Source organism: Williamsia sp. 1135, from assembly GCF_002095395.1.
Taxonomy (GTDB): Bacteria; Actinomycetota; Actinomycetes; order Mycobacteriales; family Mycobacteriaceae; genus Williamsia.
This window is the reverse complement of the sequence record NZ_MJEI01000078.1, coordinates 40,546-63,129: the sequence shown is the minus strand read 5'-3', so window position 1 is coordinate 63,129 and position 22,584 is coordinate 40,546. Positions and strand designations below refer to the sequence as shown.

Here is a 22,584-nt window from a genome sequence, read left to right as displayed (position 1 = left end):
GACGAGACGACTACGACCGACGAGACGACTACGACCGACGAGACGACTACGACCGACGAGACGACTACGACGGACGAGACGACTACGACCGACGAGACGACTACGACCGACGAGACAACCACGACCGACGAGACGCTGCCAACCGAAACGACGACGAACGAAACACTGATGCCGACTCTGACATTGCCGTCCATTCCCGGACTCCCGTCGCTGCCGAGCATTCCGGGTCTGCCGTCCATCCCAGGGCTGCCGGGCACAACACAACCGGCACCTGATTCGGGGCCGGCCATCACGCCGGAGGCGCCGTCACCAGGCAATCAGGTTCCTACTGTGCCGCGCGGTTCCATCGACACCGGTGACGGCAGCGTGGTCGCGGGCCCGATACTCGATCCGCGGTGGCTCCGCCAACTCGGATACGTGACAACGTGCACCGCTTGGACACGCTGATGAGCGCGCCGGCTTCAGGCCCAAGGAAGTACGGCCGGCGACTCGCCGGTCGTGTGTCGGCCGTCGCTGTCGCCATCCTGGTGGCGCTGACATTCTCGGTGAGCGGATGCGCCGACGATGTGGCTTCGGATGTCGGCGGGGTGCCGATCTCGGAACTGGCTGTCGACCCGGCTGTCAGCAATGCGGGACTGACGAAGTCGGTACCGAGTCGGATCGAGATCCCCTCCATTGGCGTGGACTCGTCGCTGATGGACCTGGGACTCGATGCCGAAGGCGCCCTGCAGGTTCCGGAGGCAGGATTCCCTGCAGGTTGGTACACCGGAGCGCCCACACCCGGCGAGAAGGGGCCGTCCGTCATCGCCGGTCACGTCGACTGGGCCGGTTCGCCCGGGGTCTTCTACGAACTTCGCAACTTGAAGCCAGGCGCTGAGATCGCCGTGACGCGGCAGGACGGCAGTATCGCGCAGTTCGAGGTCACTGACGTAAGGGCGTTCCCCAAAGACGAGTTCCCGACGGACCTGGTCTACGGCACACTCGACTACGCGGGCCTGCGCCTGGTCACCTGCGGCGGTGCCTTCGATGAAACCGCCAACAGCTACGACGACAACATCGTGGCATTTGCGAAATTGGTGGGTACGGGCTGACCGATTATTCGAGTTGCCGCATTGAAGCCGCGAAATCTATGTATGGTGAGGGCGGGCAAGATTGAAATTGTCTGCCGTTTTCGGCTCGAATTCAAATCGTCGATCTGCCCAGAGGTCGACGCAATCGAAAGTAGGAGTACATGACCTCAGTATTCAGTCTGAACATTCTTGAGATAATTGCGTTCGTTTTCGAGATGTTCGCGGCGTAAGCGTACCCGTCTGAGGTAGTCATCTCAGGAGTTCTGGTTGGTCGAACATGCTGTGTGCCATAATGTGTGGCACACAGCATGTTTTTCTGTCATCGCCGGTCGCGAACTTTGACTTGCCGAATTCGAGGCAAGGCAAGGCGTGGGTTACCAAAATATTTCCACCACCATGTGGTATTTCACTCCCAGAAACGATTCCGTCTGTAACGAATTTGTTCTAGTCGGCTATATGGTGATGTAACCCCTGCACGGCGAGAAGAATTGAGAACCCGATGAAAAAGCAAACCAAAGCAGCAGTGGCCGCCGGCGCAGGAGCTGTTCTTCTTTTGGGTGGGCTCGGTAGTTTGGCATTCTGGAATGACAGCGCCACCTCTCCCGGGGGCTCGATCAGCTCGGGCGAACTGTCACTGGACGATTGCACCGGCGGAGGCACTTGGACCGATGTGAACAACGACACCACCATCGCGAGTATTGCTGCGTTCCGCATCGTCCCAGGTGACGTTGTCTCGTACAGGTGCCTCACCGCGGTCAATGCGACCGGTGACAACCTCACGGCCACCCTGTCGGCCAATATTGGTGCGGTCACCGGCGACGAGGACCTGCGATTGGCTCTCGATGCGTCAGTCACCGCGACCGCCAACGGGGTAGATCTCCCCAGCGGCCCCACCGGGGTACAGATCGCTCCTACCGAAGCGTCGCAACCCATCACGGTCAACGTGACGATGACATTCGACCCGGCCACTGAGGGTCTTACTGCGCAGAATCAGACGGTGAACCTTTCCGCGACCACTCTGACCCTGCAGCAGAACGACAACCCCTGAGCCATGAAGAAGCGCTGGCAGGGCGCTGGAGCCGCCATCGCGATCACCGTGCTGGCCGTGATGTCCGCAGAACAAACAGGTGCTTCCTGGCGCGATCAGGCACAGACCGGCAGCGCGACTGTCACCTCGGGCCAGCTGAGAATCCTGGCCGGTGAGTCGCAGAACTACGCCTGGAACGACTTCGGGAGCGCCGGTCTGGCCCCGGGTTCGGTGGTTCAACGCCCGCTGACCATTTCGGTGGTCGGCGACACGAAGGCGGCATACCGACTCCAGTCGGTGGTCCCCACCACGAGCGAAGTACCACTGACCCTCAGTGCGTCGATTGTCAGCAGCATCGCGGGATGCCCGCCTACTGGTAGTCCATCGAGTGTCGTCGCCGGGCCGTGGACGGTGTTTCCGGCGCCGTCGACGGCACGAACGGTGCAGGCAAACACTTCGGAAGTCTGGTGTTTACGCGCTACTGTCGGCGCCGGCGCTCTGCAGAACAAGACCACCAAAGTCACCCTCAATTTTCGGGCGGATCAACAGCTATGACCGTATCTGTTTCAGCGGATGAGTCCACCGGACTTCTCTGGTGGGTCCGCACGGTTCTGTCGTGGGCGTTCCTGTTCGCCATGCTCTCGCTCTTGGCGATCACGTTCCTCATCCCGGCCGCGGGCAGTGCTGAGCGGTTCACCGTGCTCACCGGGTCGATGCAACCGACGTACGCACCCGGAACGCTCATAATCGTCAAACCGGCCGACGCCGACGACCTTCGGATCGGCGACGCCATCACCTATCAGCTACAGTCCGGTCGGCCGGCGGTGGTAACTCACAGGATCGTCGCCACGTCGCAGAACACTCTGGGGGAGCGCACCTACACCACGAAGGGCGACGCCAACGACGTCGCGGACCCCAAACCGGTTGTGGTCGAGCAAATCCGAGGAGAGGTCTGGTACAGCATCCCCTACCTCGGATACGTCAACAACTGGGTCACCGGCCAACACCGCACCTGGGTCATCGGCGCGATTGTCACGGCGCTGTTTTCCTACGCGATCCTCATGACGGGCGGAAGCATCCGGGATCGACGGCGCATGCGCTGCGAACCGGCAGACGTACGAGAGGTGAAAGAGGATTCGGATCATGGCGCCCAGCGCTGACTGGGCCGCCGTCCGAACTGTGTTCATGGGGTCGATCGGGGTGCGAGTGCGTGCCATCCTGGCTCTGGGCATCGTCCTGGGACTCGGCGCTGTCGGGACGATGGCGTTGTGGAGCAACTCCGCACTTGCGACGTCCGGAGATTTCAAGACTGGAACAGTCGACCTTCGCGTCAACGGGGTCAAGAGTTACACGTTCAGCGGTGCGACGGGCCTGAGCATGACGAACATGCTGCCCGGCGACAGCAGGGCTGCGACGTTAGAAGTACAGAACACCCTGTCGACGCTCCCGTTGATCTACACCATGACAGCGCGCACTGCCGCGGGAAGTCCCGCGCTCACCAACTTCCTCCGAATGGCCGTATTCGCCGGTAGCGCACCGACAAACGGCACATCCAACGGGTTGGCCACAGGGAGTTGCAGCGGGTCGCAACTCGGAACCGCAATGCTGCAGGCCGCGGTTACCGTCCCGATCATCACTGCGGCTCAACCGCTGGGAACGACCGCGGGAACGAACAAGCAGAGCCTCTGCTTTGTGGTCACGCTCGTCCCGGCAACGCCACTGAGCGTGCAATCTCAGACTCTGCAGTCGGTAACCCTGACGTTCAATGCGACGACAACGTGACCGACATCAGCAACAGCCGCCCAATCCGCCACCGCTCACGCATCATCCGCGAGGTAGCGCTGACGATCGGTGCCGTGACCGGCCTTCTGTGCATCATTGCCGCAGCGGTTGCTGTGCTGTTCGGCATCACACCGTTGATCATTCAGTCGGGGTCCATGGAACCGACGATCCCGACGGGCTCCCTGGCCATCGCAGATACGGTCCCGGCTACCGACATCCGACCCGGCGACGTCATCAGCGTCACGAACGAACAGGGCATCCGCATCACCCACCGCGTCGTATCCGTCGACTCGACCACGGAAAACTTTGCGGCACTGACCCTTCAAGGCGATGCCAACAGCGTTCCGGACTCCCAGTCCTATGTGATCACCGCGGCCGAGCGGGTGGTGTTCCACGTCGATGGACTCGGGTACGTGGCCGCATGGCTTCACACCCCCGCCGCAAGAATTCTCGGCGGACTGGCGGTGGTCGCGCTGCTGTGGCTCGTCATTTTTCCCGCCGGCCGTCGACGGTCTGGTGAGGCTGACGCGCCGACTCGCTCGCGCAAGCCGCAACACCTCGCAGGCAATGCATCGTCCCTCGTAATTGTCGGACTCACAACAGCATTGGCCGTCGTCGGTGGCAGTGTCCAGGGCTCTGCAGCAGCCTATATTGACTCAGCTTCAGCCACCACGGGGTCGTTTGCGTCTCGCAACGATTTCGTCCCGCGGTTGAACGACCCATTCTTCGGGTTGACCTACGTCACGTGCACCAACAGCACCTTCACGAGTCCTACTGTGGTGACGCTCGACTGGAAGCACATCGGTGCGCCGTACCAGTACCGGATCATCCTTCGCGACCTCTCGGGCAATGTGTGGCGAACCGTCGATGTCAACCCCGGACCCTCCGCTGCTATCGGTTCAACTCTGTCGGCGACTCTCGGCGCCAGCGGATTTCCGATTGACATCGTCTCGTGGGACTACGATGCCGAGATTCACACGATGCTTCCCGGGGGTGCTGTTTCTGCGGGCTGGCGTGGTTATCGGGTTTACAAGAGTTTGTACACCACCAACCTTCATTGCCGGTCAGGCCTGGAGACATCTGGGGCCGCTGCCTACATCCCGCCACCGGCATCCATCACGTGCCTGACGAACGCTGCGCAGAAGACTGCCACGTTCTCGTGGCCACACCTTTCCGGGTTCACCTACCGCTTCATAGTGCGCGACGCGACCACCGGGAGCATTGCCTACACGTCGAATATCTTGACGGCCGGCGGTACGCCCGCAGGACAGGCGGTGACGAAGACACTTGCCTACAGCGAACTCACGGCCTCACATCTGAGCGGCACGGGGGCGATTGTTGAGGTTCGTACCCGCGTGAACGACACCACCCAGTCGACGGAGTTCGTGTCCCGACAGGTGACCGCCAGTGCTGCAAACGGCGTGGCGTGCGTAGTGCCCGCGCCAGGTGCCCGCACGGCCGCACCCACGACGACGGCGAGCCCCAGCGCCGGCAGCACGTCGTCGCCGCCGCAAAGTTCCACTACTGCCGGTACCTCACCGTCTGGCGCACCGCCCGTCAGCACGACTATCACGCCGACCACCCCGACAACGACGGCGACCAGTCCTACACCGACGTCGTCGACGCCCGCTGAGCCGACTGAGCAAACCGAGCAACCAATCTCGGTGGCCTTCAGCTCCTCAACCGGCAACTACTCGGCGCAATTGATGCAGACCTCGGCCGGCCCGGCAGTGGTCATCCGCAGCTCGGACGGGATGGAGGCCTACCGCGTGTCGGCGGCGGCTGACGACAGTCTGCAGTGGGTCCCGGGTTCAGATGAATTAGAGGTGACCGGCGCCACGGGCTCGGTCACCATCAGTCGCCAATCCGGAGTGTGGGTGACGACACCGAGCTGAGTAGTTCGGTGGTGAAGGCCTCGCCAGCGCCAATCTGCTCCACTTACGCAAAAGTGCTCCACTTCCAGCGCACTGGAAGTGGAGCAGATTGCCAGAAGTGGAGCAGATTTGTCAGGCGGCGGACGCGACGGTCAAGCGCTCAGAGATTCAGTGTCGTCGCGGTCCGCGTGGATGTACGTCGTGATCGCCGCGTCGACGGAGGCCGAGATGGTCAGAATGCCGTCCAGGCCTACAAGTTTCATGGTCCCTGCTGTGGCGGGACCGTTGGCGACGACGCCCAGGTGTCCACTCGGTGACATTGCGGATTGGGCATCGATCAGAACCTGCATGCCGGCTGACGACAAGAACGTCGTACCTGTCAAGTCGATTATCAGGCAACGTGATTCGGCCTGGAGCGCCGTGAGCACTGCTTCGGTGAGCTGGGGCGCGGTCAGAAGATCGACCTCCCCGTTTACCGAGAGGATGGTCGTACCCTGTCGCTGCAAGGTGATGACGCTGAGCGGGGCGCCCTTGTAAGGCAGGTTGTCGTTAGGAAATAAAGCTGAGAGTTGCGTATGCACGGTGGTTGTCCCTTCGACTACCAACTGTGCTGACCCGTCGTCACAAAAGATACGACTGTCAGAAAATGGCTCGGACTGCACCGGGTTCAATGATGCCACAGAATGCTTACTGAAGGGTAACAACTCACCCTTTTTGCAGGTCAGGGCGTCACTGTGTGATCACCGGTTCAAACACAGGGAAGTATCGGATCCTGCTTTGCCGGGAGCGTTCAACCGGGTCTTCCGATGAGACGGAAGGTGGAAAAGGCGTGGGCGGGTTGCGCAGCGGACCAATAGAATCCTTGTCCGAAGCGGGCGCCGATGACACGGGCGTGATGCGCTTGTTCGGCGGATTCGATGCCTTCGATGACCAAGAACTGGCCGAGTTCGTCGGTCAACGCGGTCAGAGCCCGCGCAATGGCGCGGCCGGTGGGTGTGTGTAGCGACGAACCGACTGCGCGGTCGGCCTTGAGCCCGTTGACTCCGAACGACAGCAGATGCTCGGCGGGCAGCCAGGGTCCGCCGATGTCGTCGAAGACCACAATGTAACCGCGCTCTTGCAGGTCGTTGATGACCCGGGAATTGATCAGTGCTGTGGTTGGAACTGCGACGGTCTCGGTGATCTCGAGAACGATGGACTCCGCTGCGATGCCGGCGGCAGTGGCCACCTTGTCGATACGGTCGGCGCAGTCCGGGCGGTAGAAGTGGTGTGCAGACATGTTGACGGCGACCTTCACATCGGCGGCATCGGTGTCAGTGGTTCGCCACCGCCGCAGATCGTCGAGCGCACGCGCCAACATGGCCAGATCGAAGTCGATGATCAGGTCGGTGTTCTCGATCAACGGCACAAAGGCGCCCGGCGGGAGGACGCCGAGGGTGGGGTGGAGCCACCTCGCCAACGCTTCCACTGCCGTGAGGTCGCCGGTTTCCAGGTCGATGATCGGCATATACCAGGGCACGATCTCGTCGTTGGCGACCGCGGTTGCCACCTCGCGGACGCCGATCTCGATCGTCGACACTGCGTTGTCGTGGGGCTCTGCATTGATCAAACCGGTGGTTCCGAAGTGGGCCCCTTGCGATCGAGCGCTATCGAGCGCATCTCCCGCAAGGATGGCGCACCGCGCGAGCGCCGCGACGTCGATGGCCCGCTCGGAATGCGGATCTTGATCAATGACACACAGTGAGGCCACCGGAAGGCCCTCGCGTCCGAGCAGTGGGATGCCCGCGTAGGCGCGAAACCCAACCTCATGCATGAGTGTGATCAGCGTGGAATCGTCAGTTCGGTCGGCAGCGTCGGCAATGACTATCGGGGCATTCCCGGCGACGACGCTGGCGCAACCAGACAGGCGCAATGGCACGACCAAGCCGGCGCTGATTCCGTGCGCGGCGATGGTGTATTGGTAAGCGCCGTCGATCACGTTGATCATGGCAACCGGACATCCCGTGACCTGAGCAGCCAGCTCCACAACCGCCGTCAGCCCAGGCGTTGGCGACATCTGCGTGTAGTGCGACGCCGAGCGTGCGCGGCGGTCCTCATCGGTCATGGCCAGACTCCTCGGGGTCTCAGGGGTTGAGTCTGCCGAAAGTATGAGTATTACCGAATACTTGACAGGAATGGGGCCACAACGCTCCTTTTGGGGTGATGGCTGTGCCTGCGCCCGACCGCTGTCCCCGAGCCACGCACGGGTGTCGCATCCTGCCAGGTCAGGCTGCGTCAGTGAACCAGTCGCTGGGCGGTGGTTCCGGATCGGGTAACTGTTCGAGTTCTGCAATCCATCGTTGCTCCTCGGCGTGCCAATCCGGATGTTCGGTCTGCCAGTTCGCCTCGAAGAGTTCTTCTTCGGCTCTCTGTCGAAACCAAGCGGCGTGTGCTTCTTCGGCTTCGTCTTTTGCGCGCAGGGCAGCCACGGTCTCCTGGAAGTGACGTTCAGGAAAGTGGGTGTCGTTGGGAGTGAGGGGGTCGTCGGTGCCGCGTTGGCGCCACCCGACTCGACCCACCCACCCGGGTGGGCCGGTTTCGGAGGTGATGATCTCGGTGATCCAGCCGTGCTCGCCGTCGTGTATCTGTCCGTGGTCGGGGTCGCAAACCAGGGTGAGGACAGTGATGTCGGTGTAGCCGCCGTTCTTCCATTCCCGCATATGGTGCACGGCCGTGCGAGTGGCGGGCTGGTCGCATCCGGGGCGGGAGCAGCCGCGCTCGGCAGCGATGAGGGCGATGCGTTGGTCGGCGGAGGCCAATCGCGCTTCGCGACCGAGAAACAGCGGCCGATGCGCGTTGTCCAAAAGTGCGAGGAACTTTCGGCTGGAGCCGGCGAGCGCCAGCGCGTCCCGGACTGGAAGGGTGCCGCCGGAAGCGGTGGTGGCGATCCCTGTCTCTTTCTCCAGCTCGTCCAGGGTCATGGTGACCACGACCTTCGCGGCTTGCCCTCTGTGTTGGCCCACGGCCCGCGAGCCCACCGCGTGCTCGAGCATCCGGTGGAATGCGTCGTGGTTGCGTTGCTCTTGCGAGCGGTCGTCGCGTTCAGCGGCGGCGGCGAGCGCGTCGGTGTCGGCCACATCGCCATCGCCGCTCGGGGATTCCGGGTCAGCGGGATTGTTCATTCCCGGCCGGGCCCACTTCTCGGCCACGACATCCCACAGTGCCCGGGTCGCCGGGGTGAGGGTGCCGGAGATTCCGGACATGTGATCAAAATCGGGTCCTGACACCTTGAATGCTCGTGTGCGGGCACGGTCAGCGTCGTCGGTGAACTCGCCGTCTGGGTTGAGGTAGGCGATCAGTCGTTGGGCAGCTTTGGTCAGGTCCTCAGGCGACATGGTGCGTGCGTAGGCTGCGAGATCAGCTTCGACCTTCGACCACACCTCTGGGACTCGTAGAACTCCCGGAAGCGCCTTCAAGGTCTTGTGGATGACTCGGTAATGCGCAAACTCGATGGCACCGTCGGTCATCGCAGCAGCGGTTGCCGGGTAAGGAGCCGGGAGCAGGTCACCGGAGAGCTCCCGGCGGTAGCCGATCCGCTCGGCGGCTTTGTAGCGTGCGCCGGCGTGATCGACGTTGAGCCGCAACAGAGATGACAGGTACTTACCCGGCTTCAACCCGCGCTTGGCCGCGACACCACGCTCGCGTAGTTCAAGCGCCCACCGCACCGAGAGTGCGTCCTCGCGGCGCCGCCCGGTCTCGACCACCTGAGCGGTCTCGACCACTTGCTCGTCCGACAACGTCGTCAGCGACACCTGAGTCAGGCGCTGTGAGATCGCTTCGCGCGCAACGACCAACTCGGCGGCATCCATATGCTGGATGGCGTCGATAAGGGCGCCCTGTTCGCTCATGTGTTCGAGTATGGCAGACGCCTCTGACAATCAGATCGATGCAGGTCAACCGACTGTGAGCGGCGGCATGAGCGGTCATCAAGCGTCCGCTTCGCGGCTCGAGAATAGGCGGCCTCGGTCAATGGCTTCCGCTGGTTCGTTCCCACCTCCAGGAGGCCGGCCGTCGGATACTGCCCGGCAGCGCACGATCGAGGTCCATGCACGGCGCGATGCGATGTGGTCAGTGATTCTCGCGCACGATTTCCGGCAGACGCCATGTCATGTCGAACCACGGCTCGAGCGGGCCGTACAGACGCAGCACCGGCCACCACGACTTACCCGGCAGGGTCGCGATCCAGTTGCCCTCGCTACCTTCGGTGCGGTCGGGCCGAACCAGAGCACGCACGAGCCGTCCTCGTCCATCTGGAGTTCTGGCGACTGGCTTGCCACCGCTGGGTAGGTCGCCGACTGCAACAATGACCGGGTTTGGGTGTCGTAGACGTCGACCGCCCAGAAGTTCTTCGCCGGCGGGTTGGTGGGGATTTTCAGTGAGTAGGTCGCGGCGCCGTCAAGGAGCGCACCGTCTGCATCTTCTGCCGTGTAGATGTATGCGGAACCGGCACCGACCTGGGCGTGCGCCATCGCCGGGGTGATCACTGTTGCCGCATAGTGAAACAGAGTGCGGGCATTAAGATTGCGTGCACCGCCGTTAAGGAACTCGTAGCTGCCGCCGACGAACGCGTTCTTCCACGACGACCCTTCCCAGCGGAACGTTTCGGGGTCACGGGGTGTGTAGAGAATGGCGCGCGCCATCGCTGCGCCGGTGCGAGCCGCATTGTCAAGGACACCGCGTAAGCGTTCGTCGGGTGCGAAGGGCTTGTCGTGCACGATGCCGAGCGCGGCCAGGGTACCGGCGCGTTCAGGGTCCAGCGCGGCGGCGGGTTCCTCGGCGACAAGTTGGGCGATCTCTTCGAAAAAGGTGAAGTCGTTGGAGTGAACGGTATTGATCGGTAGTTCGGCGACGTTGATGAATGTGTTCTCCGGGGCGGCGGCAGCCTCACTGAGACGGTAGATCCGGGACTGCTTGATGGCGGAAACACCGCCGAGCGCCCGGATCACAACGAAGTTCGAGTACGTCGGGCTCTGGTAGTTGTAATAGCCGCCGGGATGCTCACCGTCATAGTCCGGGGGCAGGAACAGATACTTGCCGCCCGCGCCCTCGTCCGGGCCCGCGATGCCCATGTCCGCAACGTACCGGAACCAGAAGTCATCGACGACGCACAGCGATTGCGGCGGCACCTCAACGGCAGTGGGCCCCCACGCCTTCAGGTCGAGAAACGTGACACCGTAGGTTGTCTCGGTGTTCGGTGTGAGGAAAATCGGATCGGATGTGCACCTAGGGTCGGTGTAGCCGATCTTCCCGGGTGAATCGACACCCGCCGCACGCAGGCCGCGTCGCATAGCGACCAGAGATGCACCCGGGACCGTGTCGAGGAACGCGGTGATCCCGCGCACCAGATCGAGCCCGTCGAAGATGGGTTGAACCGAAGCACGTTCGGGCACGCCGTCGAAGAACTCGAAGTCGCCCAACGGCGTCGACAAGAAGTCGGAAGTGGAGACATGGTCAACCTCAGCCGCCAGTTCCTCCCTTGTCAATCCGGGAACCTTCGTTGCTTCACTCGCCATGACTCATCTCATCTCCTGGAGGGATCACTACCCTCGCGAGCCTGTCAGAGACGTCGGGCAACAACATCACCTTCTTTGTATGAGCCGGCGGCTGCGGAGCTGGTTTGCTGGTGGTGATGTAGGGCGCAGACCTAACTCGTCTTATGATGGTGGTGGCCCTCTCTGAGGGCGAGAAGCGTTCTCCAGAACGGCGGAACCTCAGCTCTGACTCAAGCCCCCCATGGCACCCCGGCAGAACAGACGACCCAGCCAGAAGTTCCACCGCGCATAGTTCGTAGTGCGGTGCACGACTACCGTCCGGGCGGGACGTCGATATTGCGATTGCGGGCGACCACGTTCGCGTGGTCGAGTTCGTCTCGACTGTCATTGTGCTCGAGTTGGTCGCCTTCGGGCGTGGTGCTGACTAACGCCGCTTGTACGCGTGCCCGTAGGTCTTTTATGTGCTCCACGAGTTCGTCGTCGCTCAGGGTTTCGGGCGTGCCATGCGAGTGATCCGTCATCGCCTCAGTATTGCCGAGTCGAGAAGCCCTGATGCGGCATGCCGCGATTACAGCCCTCCGCTGATCACGGGGATCGCCGCATCGATTGCTTCGGCGATCTCGGCCGCGGCCCTGTCGAACTCTGCCGCCGGTTTGCCCAGGGGATCGGCGATGTCCAGGGATGCAGCGTTGCGGTCGGCACTGACGGCAGGGTCGAGGCCGGCTTCGCGGAGGGTGATGATCGTGCGCCAGCGGATCGGTGCCAACTGGCGGGCTGCGGCCCGATGGTCGCGGGCCAGGCATAGGACCAGGTCGCTGTCGGCAATGAGGGGCGGGGTCAGAAAGCGGGACGCGAAGGGGAGCGGGTCGAGGCCTAGAGCCCGCAGTGCTCGGGCGCTCTCGGGGTGCATGTCGTGGCCGTTCATGGCGCGGGTGCCGGCACTGGAGACGGTCCAGCCCAATCCGAGCGCGCTGCTCCGCTGTTCGAGCATGCGCTGGGCAATCGGCGACCGGCAGATGTTGCCGGTGCACACCACAAGAATGTTCACCGGTTCAGTATGCGTGTTTCGGACCCGATCAGCGCTCGGTGGCCGGCCAACGTGGCCCGAGAGATCAGTCGTGCTGTGTCTGAGCACCATTGAGTCGAAAAACTCACGCCGAGGGTCTTGCGAGCGGCACGAGTGGGTGCTAGAACATTTCCCACAGCGATGTGGTCGCGCCATCCAGGTGGCGGGGCCAGGACGATGAGGGAGGTGCCTATCGACGTAGCTTGTGCTTCGTTGCGCCCGGTCAGATGGTCGTGCCGGGGTATGCAACTCAGTAGTCCAGTCGCCACCAGGTGACTGATCCCTATCCATTCGGTGGTGCCGCCCGGACACTCTGGGCGGCACCACCCTTGATTGACCACCCTCTGGTGGGCGGTCACCGCACATGAGTGCCAACCCCGGCCTGCAAGGTTCGCCGGGCCCAGGCAGAATGCAACGCGGCGAGCGTGCGAGCATGTGCCGTAGCGCTCGCTTACGCCTGCACCCAACGCCGGCGGCCACACACGAACCAGAGGGAGACTTCAATGTCGACATACACCACGATTGACGCCGCTATCGATGGCTTCTTGAACACCACTCCCTGGGCGATGGACCTCTTGCTCTTTTTCGTCGCCGGAGTCCAGTGATCTGAAGAGTCGTTAAACCGGTTTTCACTAGGCTCCGCTGATTTCGAAGCGGTCGACTCGCCCGTCTCGATGAAAGAATTGCTACCAGTTATCGCAGGAAATGCGGTGAATTCGAATAATTAATTCGAATTCACCGCATCTGTTGTCTTGGGCCTCTATATGCTGAATTGGCACGATGCTTTATTCCGTACTCAACTCTTATCATAGATAAGTGTGTTGACATTTGAAGGAGTAAGACTCTATGACCTCAGTATTCAGTTTGGACATCCTCAAGATCATCGCATTCGTCATCGAGACATTTGGGTCGTAACCGAACAGTTCCCGATAAAAGCACTCGGGGGTTTTGGATCGTTGACCTGGTCTCCCGGAGCTTCGCAGCCCGGGCGACCAAGTCATTCGCGTTCAGGCGTGACTGGCATACCTAGAAACCAAAACTGTGTGTGTCCTCTCTGAGGGGGCGTAACGTCCGAAGTGTCCCGCCGCCGGTCGCAGGGCTGGGCGCTGATCGTCGAGGTGCTCGCTGGATGGTTGCCGTACTCGGTGAATGCCGCGATTAGCCCGTGCGGCTACTTATGCCCCGTTGCGTGGACCACCCGCGATCTACTGGAAGCCGGCTCAGCCCACGCGGATGCCGTTGTCCGCCAGAAATTCACGGGCACGGCCTATACGACGGTCCGTGGAGAAGGCGTTCCACCGGTCGCCGAGGCCTTCTCCGTAAACGACGTCGCGAAATCTGCTAAAGGCGCCCTTGCCCTCGATCGCACGCTCGAGGCGCTCGCGAACGTTCTCATCATGCTGCCGCTCGGTGAAAGTGGCCATGTCGCGCCAGCCGCTCTGTGAGTCCGCGCGGTCGAACCAGAGCCACCGGTCGGGATCTTCTTCGACGTTGATGGCCATGTCGTCCCCAACCACGTCCGCGTCGGTGGCGCTGCCGTCGTACACCTCGCCTGTGATCAGGTCGACGTACCCACCGCTCGACTCGACGAGAGCGCCCTCGAGCGCGTCGCCGAGCATGTCGAGGTCGATCGGCAGGACGCGTCCTGCCAGCGGCACGCCCCGCAGGTGGGCGAGAATGTCGTCGGCCAGGACCGCATCACCGGCGCTCGCGCGGCTGGTGAGGCGGTTGAGTATAGACAGTGCCACCGGCTCGGCTTGTTTACGGCGTTGCTGCAGTGCCATCGCGATCCCGGTGCCGATCTGCTGCAGGGCGTCGTCGATGTCATGCCCGGTGACCACCGCGAGGAACCGGGCGGAGTCTGCCGTCGCGATGGCGGCGCGGAGTTCGGTTCGGTCGAGTGCCGGCACCTGACCGCGCCCGGGCCAGCGCCCCTGCAGCATTGGGTGTGGCTGGTCGGGCCTCGCCGGAGCCGCGCCTTGCCGGTCGTCGTCGGCCCACCGGCGCCCGTACTGGTCCGGGATGTCGCCCCACCCCCAGTAGGGCAGGGGCTTGGGCGGTTTGATGCCGAGCACCTGCACCGGATCCACCTTGTCGGCACCGATCGCGCAGTGGTGGACCCAGTCATCGCCCAAATCGAAGGTGAATTGGAATTCGTCGCCGGGCTTGAGGATTGCGGCCACTTTCGCCGATGCGATGTCGAGGGGTTCGGTGATGGGTCCATGGATGGAACCGGACATCTCTGCGGCCATGTGCACGTCGGTGACCATTCGACCGTCGGCGAGGACGAACATCGACGAGTGAGACCGGTCCCATCTCGCGAAGGCGTCGTTGACGGCAGTCGCGAAGTCAAGGAAGGTGTGCGCCGGCCCGACGGCGAAGGTTCGGCCCGGCCGGGGCCATAACTCGTCGCCTCGCCCGCCGAGCAGCTCTACTGTCACCGATAACCATGTGCGTGCCACTTCTCCACGATGGCATAGGGGCGCGCTTTCGATGCGCCGAGACTGCGGTAATGAAGTGGCCTACTCGGCCGATGGCTTCGCGGCGGCAGTCTCGGTAGGCGCGACCGACAAACTCCGAAACCAGAACTCGGTATTGTCTCCGCGCCAGCCAACTCGCCCGGGCCGTAGTTGGGGCGGCGACTGCCGTGCACCGATATCGATTGCACCGAGGACGAGTTCGCCATCCTGACGGACCGCCAGAGACACCGAGTTGTTGTCGATGCCCACGTCCGCTGTGAAGTGCGACCACGTGCGTGTCGCCGCCGGAAGCGGTGCCGTGGCGATGGTGCGGTACACACCCGCGCCGGTGCCCCGGGGAGCCTTGCGCTTCCAGACGATCGTTCCCGAACGCCGGACCAGCGTCACTGCGTACAGGTCGTCGGGTGAGCGGTACCCGAACAGGAAATGAACACCGTCGTAATCCTGCTCCGGGGTCCGCTCGGTCTCGGTCGGCTCGTCTGCCCACAGCTCGCAGCTCATCGAAAAGCGGGCGAAGTCGTCGCGTTGGGACAGAGCTCTCAGAACTGCCGACCCGGTCGCTTTCGACGAGCCCGAGTCCGGTGAATTGCCGTCTATCGGGCCGCTCCATCCGCACCCGCCGTCGTGGAACAGTGACCCGCTGGTCACGGTCCAGTCCGGTGACGTGACCGCGCCGTCTGCTTCGGATCGGCGGAGTGCGTACTCATTGGTCACCAGGCCTCGTCCCGCAGCGAACTTCGGCACCCAGCGTGTGTCGGCAGGTGATCGTTGACCTCCACCGCATGCGACGAGACCCCCGGCCGCGATGGCCCCTAGCCCCAGGCCCAACGCTCGTCGTCGAGACAGGTGCTGCGGCATCAGCGGGGTTCTATCTGCAGATCCGTCCACGCCGGGAACGGTTGCGCCGCCGCGGTCCTGCTGCCGATCACGCTGAAGCCACCGCGTCCGTCGCGAGAGGGCACCGTGGCCACCACCGCGCCGTCCACCCAGATCCTGGTCTCCTGCGGCGACACCGTGACCTTGACGCGGTGGGTGGCACTGTCGCGGAGCACCGTGCCGGCCAGTGTTCGGTTGGCGCTGTCGGTGACGGTGGCGCGGTCCCGACTGACCATCAGCCGCACCGATTGATCGGTACCGGAGCCGGTGCGCACCCGCAACCCCGTGGACATGCCGCGGCGGATGTCGATGGCGGTACCGGTCAGCGTGTAGTTCGTCCACTGGTCGGTGCGTTGTGCTGCCCACAGCGCCTCGGTGTAGGTCAGGGTGTCCGCGTCGAATCGAACGATGCCCGAGGCCAATTCACCGTCATCGACAGGACCTCGGAAGTAGCGTCCGGGTTCGAGCCAGCTGCTGTCGACGGCAACGGGGTCCATCGCGGTGACGGGCAGGGTCTGGGCTCCGCGCATGCGGTCGAACAGTTGGCGCTCGGTGTCCCCGCGCTTGATCTCCAGCCGCTCGAGCGGGGTGACCTGTTCGGCGGAGACCGGTGCCGGCGCGATCGCGTGGCTCTGATTGGTGAAGGCGGCGGCATAGTGATCGCGGATGACCTGCGACGAGATCTCGACGGCAGAATTGCTGATGCGCGAGCTCGGAGCCGAGAACGGATAGGAGAATAGTTGAGGTGCAGGAAGGTCGTGAGCAGCGAACTTGCGTTCGGACGCCTCGACGTCGAGGAGCATGCGTTCGCGGAACTGTGCGTCGTCTTCGACCTGGCCGTTGACTGTCTCGTGGGCGGCCATGGTCGGGAGTAGTTGCCCGTTCTCGGTGGTGCGGTAGTGCAGATCGTCGGTATGGGATTGGAAGGACCAGCGTCCGGAGTCATGCATCCGGTTGATCTGTTGCCAGGTCAGGTAGTACGGCTGCCGAGTGCCCACCGATGATGTGATCAGGAAGCTGACGGCGCTGAAGCCGTAGTCGTCGAGGATGGTGTCGGCGTACTTGTAGAGGCCGGAGGTGCCGTCGTCGAAGGTGATCACCACTGATTGCTCCGGTGGGGTGGAGGCCCCCAACAGGTAGTCGGCGTACTGTTTGCCGGTCAAGGTGCGGTAGCCGGCGGTGTGGAGCATCTTCATCTGCGCGGCAAAGGCTTCCGGCGTGATGACGTACTCGCCCGCGTCGGGGTCGGTGCTTATGTCGTGGTAGGTCAGCACCAGGGGAGCCGCGCCGAATCCTGCTCCGAGACGGCCGGTGTTCTCGGCGGCCCACCCTGCGTACAAGGCGGTGTCTTCGGAGGTGAAGGTGGGCGCCGCGGTGTCTTCGCGGAAGCCGATGTACTTCTGCCACCACCAGATACCGACTGCCGAGGCGACGAGTGACATCACGACAGCGATCGCCATAACGCGGACGATGAGCGCTGTGAACCGGTGCCCGACATGCCCGCGGCGGGTGGCTGGTCCGAGCTCGGGCATCAACGCCGCTCCGCGTGACCGGGTGATGTTCGCTTGCGCGGTCGCGGCGCGATCTCGTTCGAGCAGCCTCATATCAGCGTTCCTCGGCTGAGCACAAAGATGTAGACCACGACGGCCAACGCGATGAACGCGACGCTGAACAGTGCGCGCAGGAGCTTCCTGGACTTCAGATTCACAGTGACCTCGACCAGATGTTGCGCCGAATCGTGAGCAATGAGTAGGGGAGCAGCCAGGACAGACAGAGTGTGGAGATGAGCCCCATCAGCGGCCGGTAACGCCACCGGGTCGAGTTGGGGTTGTCGACAGCGAACGCGACGGCCCAGGCGCAGCCCTTGATGAAGATGCCGCCCAGGTAGAGGGCGGTCAGGAGCCACAGTCCGTTGACGGGTGCCCAGATCATGTGCCGGATCGCCATCAGTGGCGCAGCCGCGACCCAGACAGCGTGCCCGTAATAGAGGACGGACGGCTGAAGCCCTCTGCGCCACATGAACGTTCCGGAGAAGCACAGGTTGCGGATGAAGCTCTTCTTCCAGCGCACCTGTTGCTTGAAGAACGCGCGGGGTGACTCGGGCACCACGGTCCACACCTTGGCCGACCGCACGTAGCCGACCCGCCACTTACGCTCGGGGTAGTCGACCGCGGCGACAAAGGGGGACTCGGGGTACTGGTCTTTGAGCGCCCGGCCCCGCCACTTCTGGCCCAGGACGTATCCGGTGAGTTGGCGGTCGGTGGCGAACTTGAACTCGCCGCCGAGAAAGCGGTCATTGGCCCACGCCGGCAAGTAGTTCCAGATGGCGTCGCGGCGGAACACCGCCAGCGGCCCGGACACGCAGGTCACCGACCCGACGGAGGCTTCGGCGGCCTTGACGACGCGGAACGATCCCTCGTACCAGGTGTCCTGGATCTTCGTCAGCAGGGTGGAGTCGGCGTTGAGGGCGCGCGCATGTCCCGACACCGCACCCAGGTCCGCCTCGGACACCAGGGCGGCGACGCAGCGGCGCACCGCGTCCGGTGCCAGGACGCAGTCGGAGTCGGTGAATGCGATCACCTCACCCGTGGCGACCTCGGCGCCGCGAACCAACGCGTTCTTCTTCCCGACGTTGCGCGCGAGTTCGATCAGCGTGAAGTTCAGCTCGGTGGTGAGGTGTCTCAGGATCTCGGTGGTGCCATCGGTGGTGCCATCGGTAGAGGCGTCGTCGACGACGATCACCTCGAGGCCAGGATAGTCCGACTCGACCATCGACCGCACGCACCGCTCGATCACGTCGCGTTCGTCTTTGATCGCCACGAGGAAACTCACGGTCGGCACTGCCTGCAGGGGCGGAAAACTCAGGGGCGCAATGTGGTTGGAATGTCGTGACTCGGCCGGATCTTCGTACCGTGCGTAGGCGAGGACGAAGGCGTAGATGGTCGACGACAACACCGCGAACCCGTACAACATGATCCACGGATCGAAGACGATCTCTGGGAACTGTCGGGCCAGCAGCGCGAACAGCGGTGTCAGCGCGAGTACCGCAATGAGGAACTTGGCGGCTCTGCGGACGTGTGGGTCCCAGTTGTCGAACCATCGACGTCGCCGACGCGGCGCGCCCCACTTGTCTGCATCTATCTGCGCAGCTGACCCCGTGGGCGGCGTCCATGTCGGTACCGACTCGGTCCGCGATGACCGAGCCGAGTGGTGAATTACCATCTGTCAGTGCATATCCGGGATGAGACGGGACTCGGAACGAAAGGTCATGTCCAGCACCTGCGGCCGCCCGGTGTCCTGATCTGAGGTCCACCAATCGGTCTCACCCGGATGGACGGTGTGCACGAGGATCAGGTCTGCCGACTCGGCGGCTTCGCTCGACGAGGTCGGAACCCGCCTGCCGTCAATGGTGATGGCAGGGACGTAGGCGTCCGAGTAGGTGACCACGGCCCCTGCGCGAGTCAGGTCGGTGATGATCTCCAAAGCAGGAGACTCACGCACGTCGGCGACGCCGGGCTTGTAGGCAACACCGACGATGTGCACGCGGGAGCCGGCCATCGGCCGACCCGCATCGGCGAGCCTGCCACGGATCTTGCTCACGATCGTCGACGGGCGTTGCACGATGCCGGCCATCGCCGCTTCGGTGATCGGGGCGCTGCCCCGGGTACGCCGCAACTGCCACAGCAGGTAGTGGGGATCGCAGGGGATGCAGTGCCCGCCGACGCCGGGCCCCGGGGTGAACCGCATGAAGCCATACGGCTTCGTCGCCGCGGCGTCGATGATCTCGGTGATCGGTAGCCCCATCGACTCGGCGACCTCCGCGAACTCGTTGGCGAAGGCGATGTTGACGGCCCGGAAGGTGTTTTCGAGCAGCTTCGCCATCTCGGCGACCTCGGGCGAGGACACTTCGTGCAGCTCGGCAGCAGTGGCGGCCAGGGTTCCTGCGGCGTGATGGGTACATGAGGGGGTGACGCCGCCGACCACGCGCGGGGTGGCGGTGGGGGAGTGACCGCTGACACCAGGGTCGATGCGCTCAGGTGAGAAGGCGACAAACACATCCTGGCCCACCACGAAGCCGCGGTCTGTCAACGGACCCACCAGCAGTTCACGGGTGCACCCGACGTAGGTCGTCGACGTCAGGATGATGCTCTGACCACCCCTGACCTGGGCGACCACGGTGTTGCAGGCCGAGTGTAGGGCCGTGAGATCCGGCGCCTGGCTCTCGTCCACGGGAGTGGGCACGCACACGATGACGGTGTCGGCCTCACTGATCCGGTTCGCATCGAGGGTGAGTTCGAGAAGTCCCGAAGCCAGGTCGGTACGCAGCCTGGTGAGATCGGCCGGTGGAAGGTCGATGTTCGCTTCGGCGATATTGGTGAGGCGTTCGATGGCGACGTCGAAGCCGATCACTCGGTGGCCGGCGGCCACCAACGACATTGCCGTCGGCACGCCGACATATCCCAATCCGACTACCGCAACCACAGCATCGCCCGAACGGTTCATTACTTGCCTTCCGAAATCGCCACGGATCTATTCGGGGCAGGGCGTCGCTCAGAGCGATGCAATCCGGTGACGGAGTTTTCGATCTGACTGAACGTTCGAGAAAAAATGTCGTCCAGATCAGTACCGACGGTGACTCCGCGCAGCTGATGTTCGCGCAGTTTTACGCGACTTCCTGCTTAGATCCGTCGCAAACTGTACTCGAAACAGGCGAAAAACCCCGCTCGAGAAGAGAATTGCCGTTGATTCATACGTTGGGCCCACGGACGGGCCCGGCTGAGTTCACACGGTCTCTGAAATCCAGGAGTTTTCTATTTGACGCACCGCTCATTGAAATAAGAATGGTGATGAAGTTGCAGACAATTCGCAATTCCGGGGTCGACACCCCCGTTGCCGGTCATTTTGGAGAGACGTAAGCGAACTTATGACCGTCACGGTCGCCGATAGCTCATAGTGTCGGCGCGCCGGCCCTCAGTTGACCGTCGACCCGCCACAGGTTCTGCACTCCGGTTCTAGTTAGTTGACTTTCGTTCGCTGAGAACTCAGTCATCGAATGGACGCCAAGGATGGCTGTGCGCAGGCCGTTCCCACTATCTGAGACGGCATGGTTTCGACCGAGGGGTAACGCATCAGTGCCGGTGCCCAGCAATGACATAGACGATCAGAAGTGCCCGAAAGGGCAGGTTCAGTTGGGCTATCAGCGCTCGGGAGATTCGAGTGTCTCGACGTACGGCGGCAAGCGTTTGCCGTCGAATGGCTTGAACCAGTTGTCGAGTGTGGCGGCGGTTCCGCTGTAGTGGCTTGGGTCGGCGTTGCACGCGTCGGGCCCATAGAGGTGGTCGTGATCGGCGCCTGCAAGCAATTCCCGGGCGAGCGTGGACCGCCAGTCGTCCGCCAGGTCGAGGCCATAGGTGTCTTTGTAGAACTGGACGTGATCGAACAGCACGCGAATGAGCAGCTCTTGGGCTACGCAGTCCGGTGGTGACCACTCTCGGGTCAGTCGGGCGAACAGGTCGGCTGCCGCGACTATCAGCTTCTGTATGAATCGAAAGTCATATTCGTGCGCGAAACGTCTGGGTAGGAAGGGCAGGATGGTTCCGTCGGTGGTCAGCGACACTCCGGGATCGGCCATGGACCTGCCTGCAAGGTCTTCGAAGAGCCCATCCATCACGTAGGAGGAAGCAACCCACAACGCGGCAGACAGGGCGTCAGCCTGTTGCTGCTGGACCGCCCGGACGACGGGGTCGCCCTCCTCGGGGTCGACGCCGAGGAGCTCGGGTGGGATACCCGAGACCCGGCGGGCTGTGTGCATGAACGTGGTCGTCGTTTCACCCATTCGAGGCCCCCCAAGAGGATAAGTCGGGTTACGGCGCACGTATCTCGGCGCATAGAAATTCTAATCAAAGGCAGTCTGCCCAAGGCTAGATACTGCTAAACGCGTCGATAATTCGGGAAGGGGTGACCGATCATTTTAATGAGCCACAACAACGTCTGGGGATGGATGCATGAATTTCTTACTCGCACTAACTAGGCGAGCGGCGCCGTCTGGTGGGAAGACCGGCGTGGCCCTTGTTGCCGACGACGTCAGGCACGCAGCGACTGCGGGATGTCCACAGGAGCGGCGGATTCACGCAATTCTGCTGAGAGGGAATCATTTTCGCGATTGAAGTTGCTCGATAATGCGATGACTGAAGGCGCTTCGGCATGGATCTGCTCTCGCACATCAGCGCGCTTGACCATCCGGCCGATTGCCAACGCGACAGCAACAGACACCAGTATCCAGACGACGGCCCCGATGCCGCTCAACCACCACATTTGCAGAATTATGACCATTGAGAACTGGAAAAGATAGCCAGATCTAAGAATTGATTGTTACGGTCATAAATTGACGGGGAATGTCCGAATTCAAGGCATTGTGATTTCCGCGAGCGGCGATGAACCTGCAGAAAATGGCCGCACCTCACGCGCTGACTTCGACCCGTGTGAGGCGCGGGCGTCCAGTCCGGGTCATTCCCGACGTCTGCTCTGACGGTCGTTGCATTGGCAGGTGTGTTAGATCTCTTGCTGGAAGCTGCGCACAATTAATCAATCATGTGACCGACACGTAATCCTTTCGAGGCTGTTTGATGTCCTTTTCTGTCCATACTGAATGACATGTGGTGGATCGCTATTGGTGCCGTTCTCTGGGTACTCGTGGCGATGGTGGTTGCAATGGTCATCGGACGGGTGATCAGCCACGCCGATCTCGAGGACGAAGCGGTTGCGCTCCGCCGGCAAAGTCGAGAGCCGAATCTCCGTCTTCTTCGCTGACAATCGAAACTGCACTTGAGTGCCGGGGCCTCTCTGAGGTTCATACGAACGGACGACGACGCCGAGGT

20 protein-coding genes and 1 pseudogene are annotated in these 22,584 nt (G+C 62.7%); 8 read left to right on the top strand and 13 right to left on the bottom strand.

What is annotated here, in order from left to right; all coding sequences use genetic code 11:
* From BFL43_RS28875 to BFL43_RS08055, 7 genes and pseudogenes are all read left to right on the top strand, one after another.
* Nucleotides 1–447, top strand: a pseudogene (locus tag BFL43_RS28875) (hypothetical protein); the annotation flags it as partial.
* Nucleotides 447–1,091, top strand: coding sequence for a class F sortase (locus tag BFL43_RS08080; RefSeq protein ID WP_084892066.1), 645 nt, complete (start codon nt 447–449; stop codon nt 1,089–1,091). The pseudogene BFL43_RS28875 and the gene BFL43_RS08080, both read left to right, overlap by 1 nt.
* A gap of 478 nt (nt 1,092–1,569) precedes the next feature.
* A complete protein-coding gene (locus BFL43_RS08075; protein WP_084892058.1) occupies nt 1,570–2,118 on the top strand; it encodes an alternate-type signal peptide domain-containing protein in 549 nt (182 codons plus the stop codon).
* A 3-nt stretch (nt 2,119–2,121) separates the two neighbouring features.
* On the top strand, nt 2,122–2,652 hold the full coding sequence (locus BFL43_RS08070; protein ID WP_084892057.1) for a hypothetical protein: 531 nt from the start codon (nt 2,122–2,124) through the stop codon (nt 2,650–2,652).
* Nucleotides 2,649–3,257: a signal peptidase I gene (locus tag BFL43_RS08065; protein WP_084892056.1), complete on the top strand. Its 609-nt coding sequence runs from the start codon at nt 2,649–2,651 to the stop codon at nt 3,255–3,257. The genes BFL43_RS08070 and BFL43_RS08065 overlap by 4 nt, the downstream gene beginning before the upstream one ends.
* Complete coding sequence (locus BFL43_RS08060; protein ID WP_240498135.1) at nt 3,241–3,879, top strand: SipW-dependent-type signal peptide-containing protein; 639 nt, start codon at nt 3,241–3,243, stop codon at nt 3,877–3,879. Before BFL43_RS08065 ends, BFL43_RS08060 begins: the two co-directional genes overlap by 17 nt.
* Nucleotides 3,876–5,774 (top strand): signal peptidase I, encoded by a 1,899-nt coding sequence (locus tag BFL43_RS08055; protein ID WP_168176569.1) that lies wholly within the window; start codon nt 3,876–3,878, stop codon nt 5,772–5,774. Before BFL43_RS08060 ends, BFL43_RS08055 begins: the two co-directional genes overlap by 4 nt.
* 131 nt (nt 5,775–5,905) lie before the next feature.
* On the opposite strand, the gene BFL43_RS08050 is transcribed toward BFL43_RS08055, so the two are convergent.
* The 13 genes from BFL43_RS08050 to BFL43_RS07990 all read right to left on the bottom strand — a co-directional run bounded on the left by BFL43_RS08050 (nt 5,906) and on the right by BFL43_RS07990 (nt 22,021).
* The gene (locus BFL43_RS08050; RefSeq protein WP_168176568.1) at nt 5,906–6,433 is read right to left on the bottom strand and encodes an STAS domain-containing protein; all 528 of its coding nucleotides are present in this window, start codon (nt 6,431–6,433) and stop codon (nt 5,906–5,908) included.
* A 110-nt stretch (nt 6,434–6,543) separates the two neighbouring features.
* Nucleotides 6,544–7,857, bottom strand: coding sequence for an EAL domain-containing protein (locus BFL43_RS08045; protein ID WP_084892053.1), 1,314 nt, complete (start codon nt 7,855–7,857; stop codon nt 6,544–6,546).
* Between the two features lie 160 nt (nt 7,858–8,017).
* Nucleotides 8,018–9,640: an HNH endonuclease signature motif containing protein gene (locus BFL43_RS08040; RefSeq protein WP_084892052.1), complete on the bottom strand. Its 1,623-nt coding sequence runs from the start codon at nt 9,638–9,640 to the stop codon at nt 8,018–8,020.
* A gap of 258 nt (nt 9,641–9,898) precedes the next feature.
* The gene (locus tag BFL43_RS08035) at nt 9,899–11,305 is read right to left on the bottom strand and encodes a DUF1254 domain-containing protein (protein WP_240498134.1); all 1,407 of its coding nucleotides are present in this window, start codon (nt 11,303–11,305) and stop codon (nt 9,899–9,901) included.
* Between the two features lie 290 nt (nt 11,306–11,595).
* Nucleotides 11,596–11,805 carry a hypothetical protein gene (locus BFL43_RS08030; protein WP_084892051.1) on the bottom strand — a complete coding sequence of 70 codons (210 nt, stop codon included), beginning with the start codon at nt 11,803–11,805 and terminating at the stop codon, nt 11,596–11,598.
* Nucleotides 11,806–11,852: 47 nt separating this feature from the next.
* A complete protein-coding gene (locus BFL43_RS08025; protein ID WP_240498133.1) occupies nt 11,853–12,332 on the bottom strand; it encodes a hypothetical protein in 480 nt (159 codons plus the stop codon).
* 1,238 nt (nt 12,333–13,570) lie between these two features.
* Nucleotides 13,571–14,791, bottom strand: coding sequence for a UPF0158 family protein (locus tag BFL43_RS08020; RefSeq protein ID WP_240498132.1), 1,221 nt, complete (start codon nt 14,789–14,791; stop codon nt 13,571–13,573).
* An 81-nt stretch (nt 14,792–14,872) separates the two neighbouring features.
* Complete coding sequence (locus BFL43_RS08015; RefSeq protein WP_143695181.1) at nt 14,873–15,688, bottom strand: hypothetical protein; 816 nt, start codon at nt 15,686–15,688, stop codon at nt 14,873–14,875.
* A complete protein-coding gene (locus BFL43_RS08010; protein ID WP_084892047.1) occupies nt 15,688–17,310 on the bottom strand; it encodes a polysaccharide deacetylase family protein in 1,623 nt (540 codons plus the stop codon). Before BFL43_RS08010 ends, BFL43_RS08015 begins: the two co-directional genes overlap by 1 nt.
* A gap of 100 nt (nt 17,311–17,410) precedes the next feature.
* Nucleotides 17,411–18,928: a glycosyltransferase gene (locus BFL43_RS08005; RefSeq protein ID WP_084892046.1), complete on the bottom strand. Its 1,518-nt coding sequence runs from the start codon at nt 18,926–18,928 to the stop codon at nt 17,411–17,413.
* A 3-nt stretch (nt 18,929–18,931) separates the two neighbouring features.
* Complete coding sequence (locus BFL43_RS08000; protein WP_084892045.1) at nt 18,932–20,209, bottom strand: nucleotide sugar dehydrogenase; 1,278 nt, start codon at nt 20,207–20,209, stop codon at nt 18,932–18,934.
* Nucleotides 20,210–20,903: 694 nt separating this feature from the next.
* Complete coding sequence (locus BFL43_RS07995; RefSeq protein ID WP_084892044.1) at nt 20,904–21,542, bottom strand: hypothetical protein; 639 nt, start codon at nt 21,540–21,542, stop codon at nt 20,904–20,906.
* 248 nt (nt 21,543–21,790) lie between these two features.
* Nucleotides 21,791–22,021 (bottom strand): hypothetical protein, encoded by a 231-nt coding sequence (locus BFL43_RS07990; RefSeq protein ID WP_084892043.1) that lies wholly within the window; start codon nt 22,019–22,021, stop codon nt 21,791–21,793.
* 339 nt (nt 22,022–22,360) lie between these two features.
* Here BFL43_RS07990 and BFL43_RS28870 point away from each other — a divergent pair, with 339 nt between their 5' ends.
* Nucleotides 22,361–22,516 (top strand): hypothetical protein, encoded by a 156-nt coding sequence (locus tag BFL43_RS28870; protein WP_168176567.1) that lies wholly within the window; start codon nt 22,361–22,363, stop codon nt 22,514–22,516.
* Nucleotides 22,517–22,584: the final 68 nt, after the last annotated feature.

Coding starts and splice junctions, on each gene's coding strand:
- BFL43_RS08080 (WP_084892066.1), top strand. CDS start 447: ATGAGCGCGCCGGCTTCAGGCCCAAGGAAGTACGGCCGGCGACTCGCC.
- BFL43_RS08075 (WP_084892058.1), top strand. CDS start 1,570: ATGAAAAAGCAAACCAAAGCAGCAGTGGCCGCCGGCGCAGGAGCTGTT.
- BFL43_RS08070 (WP_084892057.1), top strand. CDS start 2,122: ATGAAGAAGCGCTGGCAGGGCGCTGGAGCCGCCATCGCGATCACCGTG.
- BFL43_RS08065 (WP_084892056.1), top strand. CDS start 2,649: ATGACCGTATCTGTTTCAGCGGATGAGTCCACCGGACTTCTCTGGTGG.
- BFL43_RS08060 (WP_240498135.1), top strand. CDS start 3,241: ATGGCGCCCAGCGCTGACTGGGCCGCCGTCCGAACTGTGTTCATGGGG.
- BFL43_RS08045 (WP_084892053.1), bottom strand. CDS start 7,857: ATGACCGATGAGGACCGCCGCGCACGCTCGGCGTCGCACTACACGCAG.
- BFL43_RS08040 (WP_084892052.1), bottom strand. CDS start 9,640: ATGAGCGAACAGGGCGCCCTTATCGACGCCATCCAGCATATGGATGCC.
- BFL43_RS08035 (WP_240498134.1), bottom strand. CDS start 11,305: ATGGCGAGTGAAGCAACGAAGGTTCCCGGATTGACAAGGGAGGAACTG.
- BFL43_RS08030 (WP_084892051.1), bottom strand. CDS start 11,805: ATGACGGATCACTCGCATGGCACGCCCGAAACCCTGAGCGACGACGAA.
- BFL43_RS08015 (WP_143695181.1), bottom strand. CDS start 15,688: ATGCCGCAGCACCTGTCTCGACGACGAGCGTTGGGCCTGGGGCTAGGG.
- BFL43_RS08010 (WP_084892047.1), bottom strand. CDS start 17,310: ATGAGGCTGCTCGAACGAGATCGCGCCGCGACCGCGCAAGCGAACATC.
- BFL43_RS08005 (WP_084892046.1), bottom strand. CDS start 18,928: ATGGTAATTCACCACTCGGCTCGGTCATCGCGGACCGAGTCGGTACCG.
- BFL43_RS08000 (WP_084892045.1), bottom strand. CDS start 20,209: ATGAACCGTTCGGGCGATGCTGTGGTTGCGGTAGTCGGATTGGGATAT.
- BFL43_RS07995 (WP_084892044.1), bottom strand. CDS start 21,542: ATGGGTGAAACGACGACCACGTTCATGCACACAGCCCGCCGGGTCTCG.
- BFL43_RS07990 (WP_084892043.1), bottom strand. CDS start 22,021: ATGTGGTGGTTGAGCGGCATCGGGGCCGTCGTCTGGATACTGGTGTCT.
- BFL43_RS28870 (WP_168176567.1), top strand. CDS start 22,361: ATGTGGTGGATCGCTATTGGTGCCGTTCTCTGGGTACTCGTGGCGATG.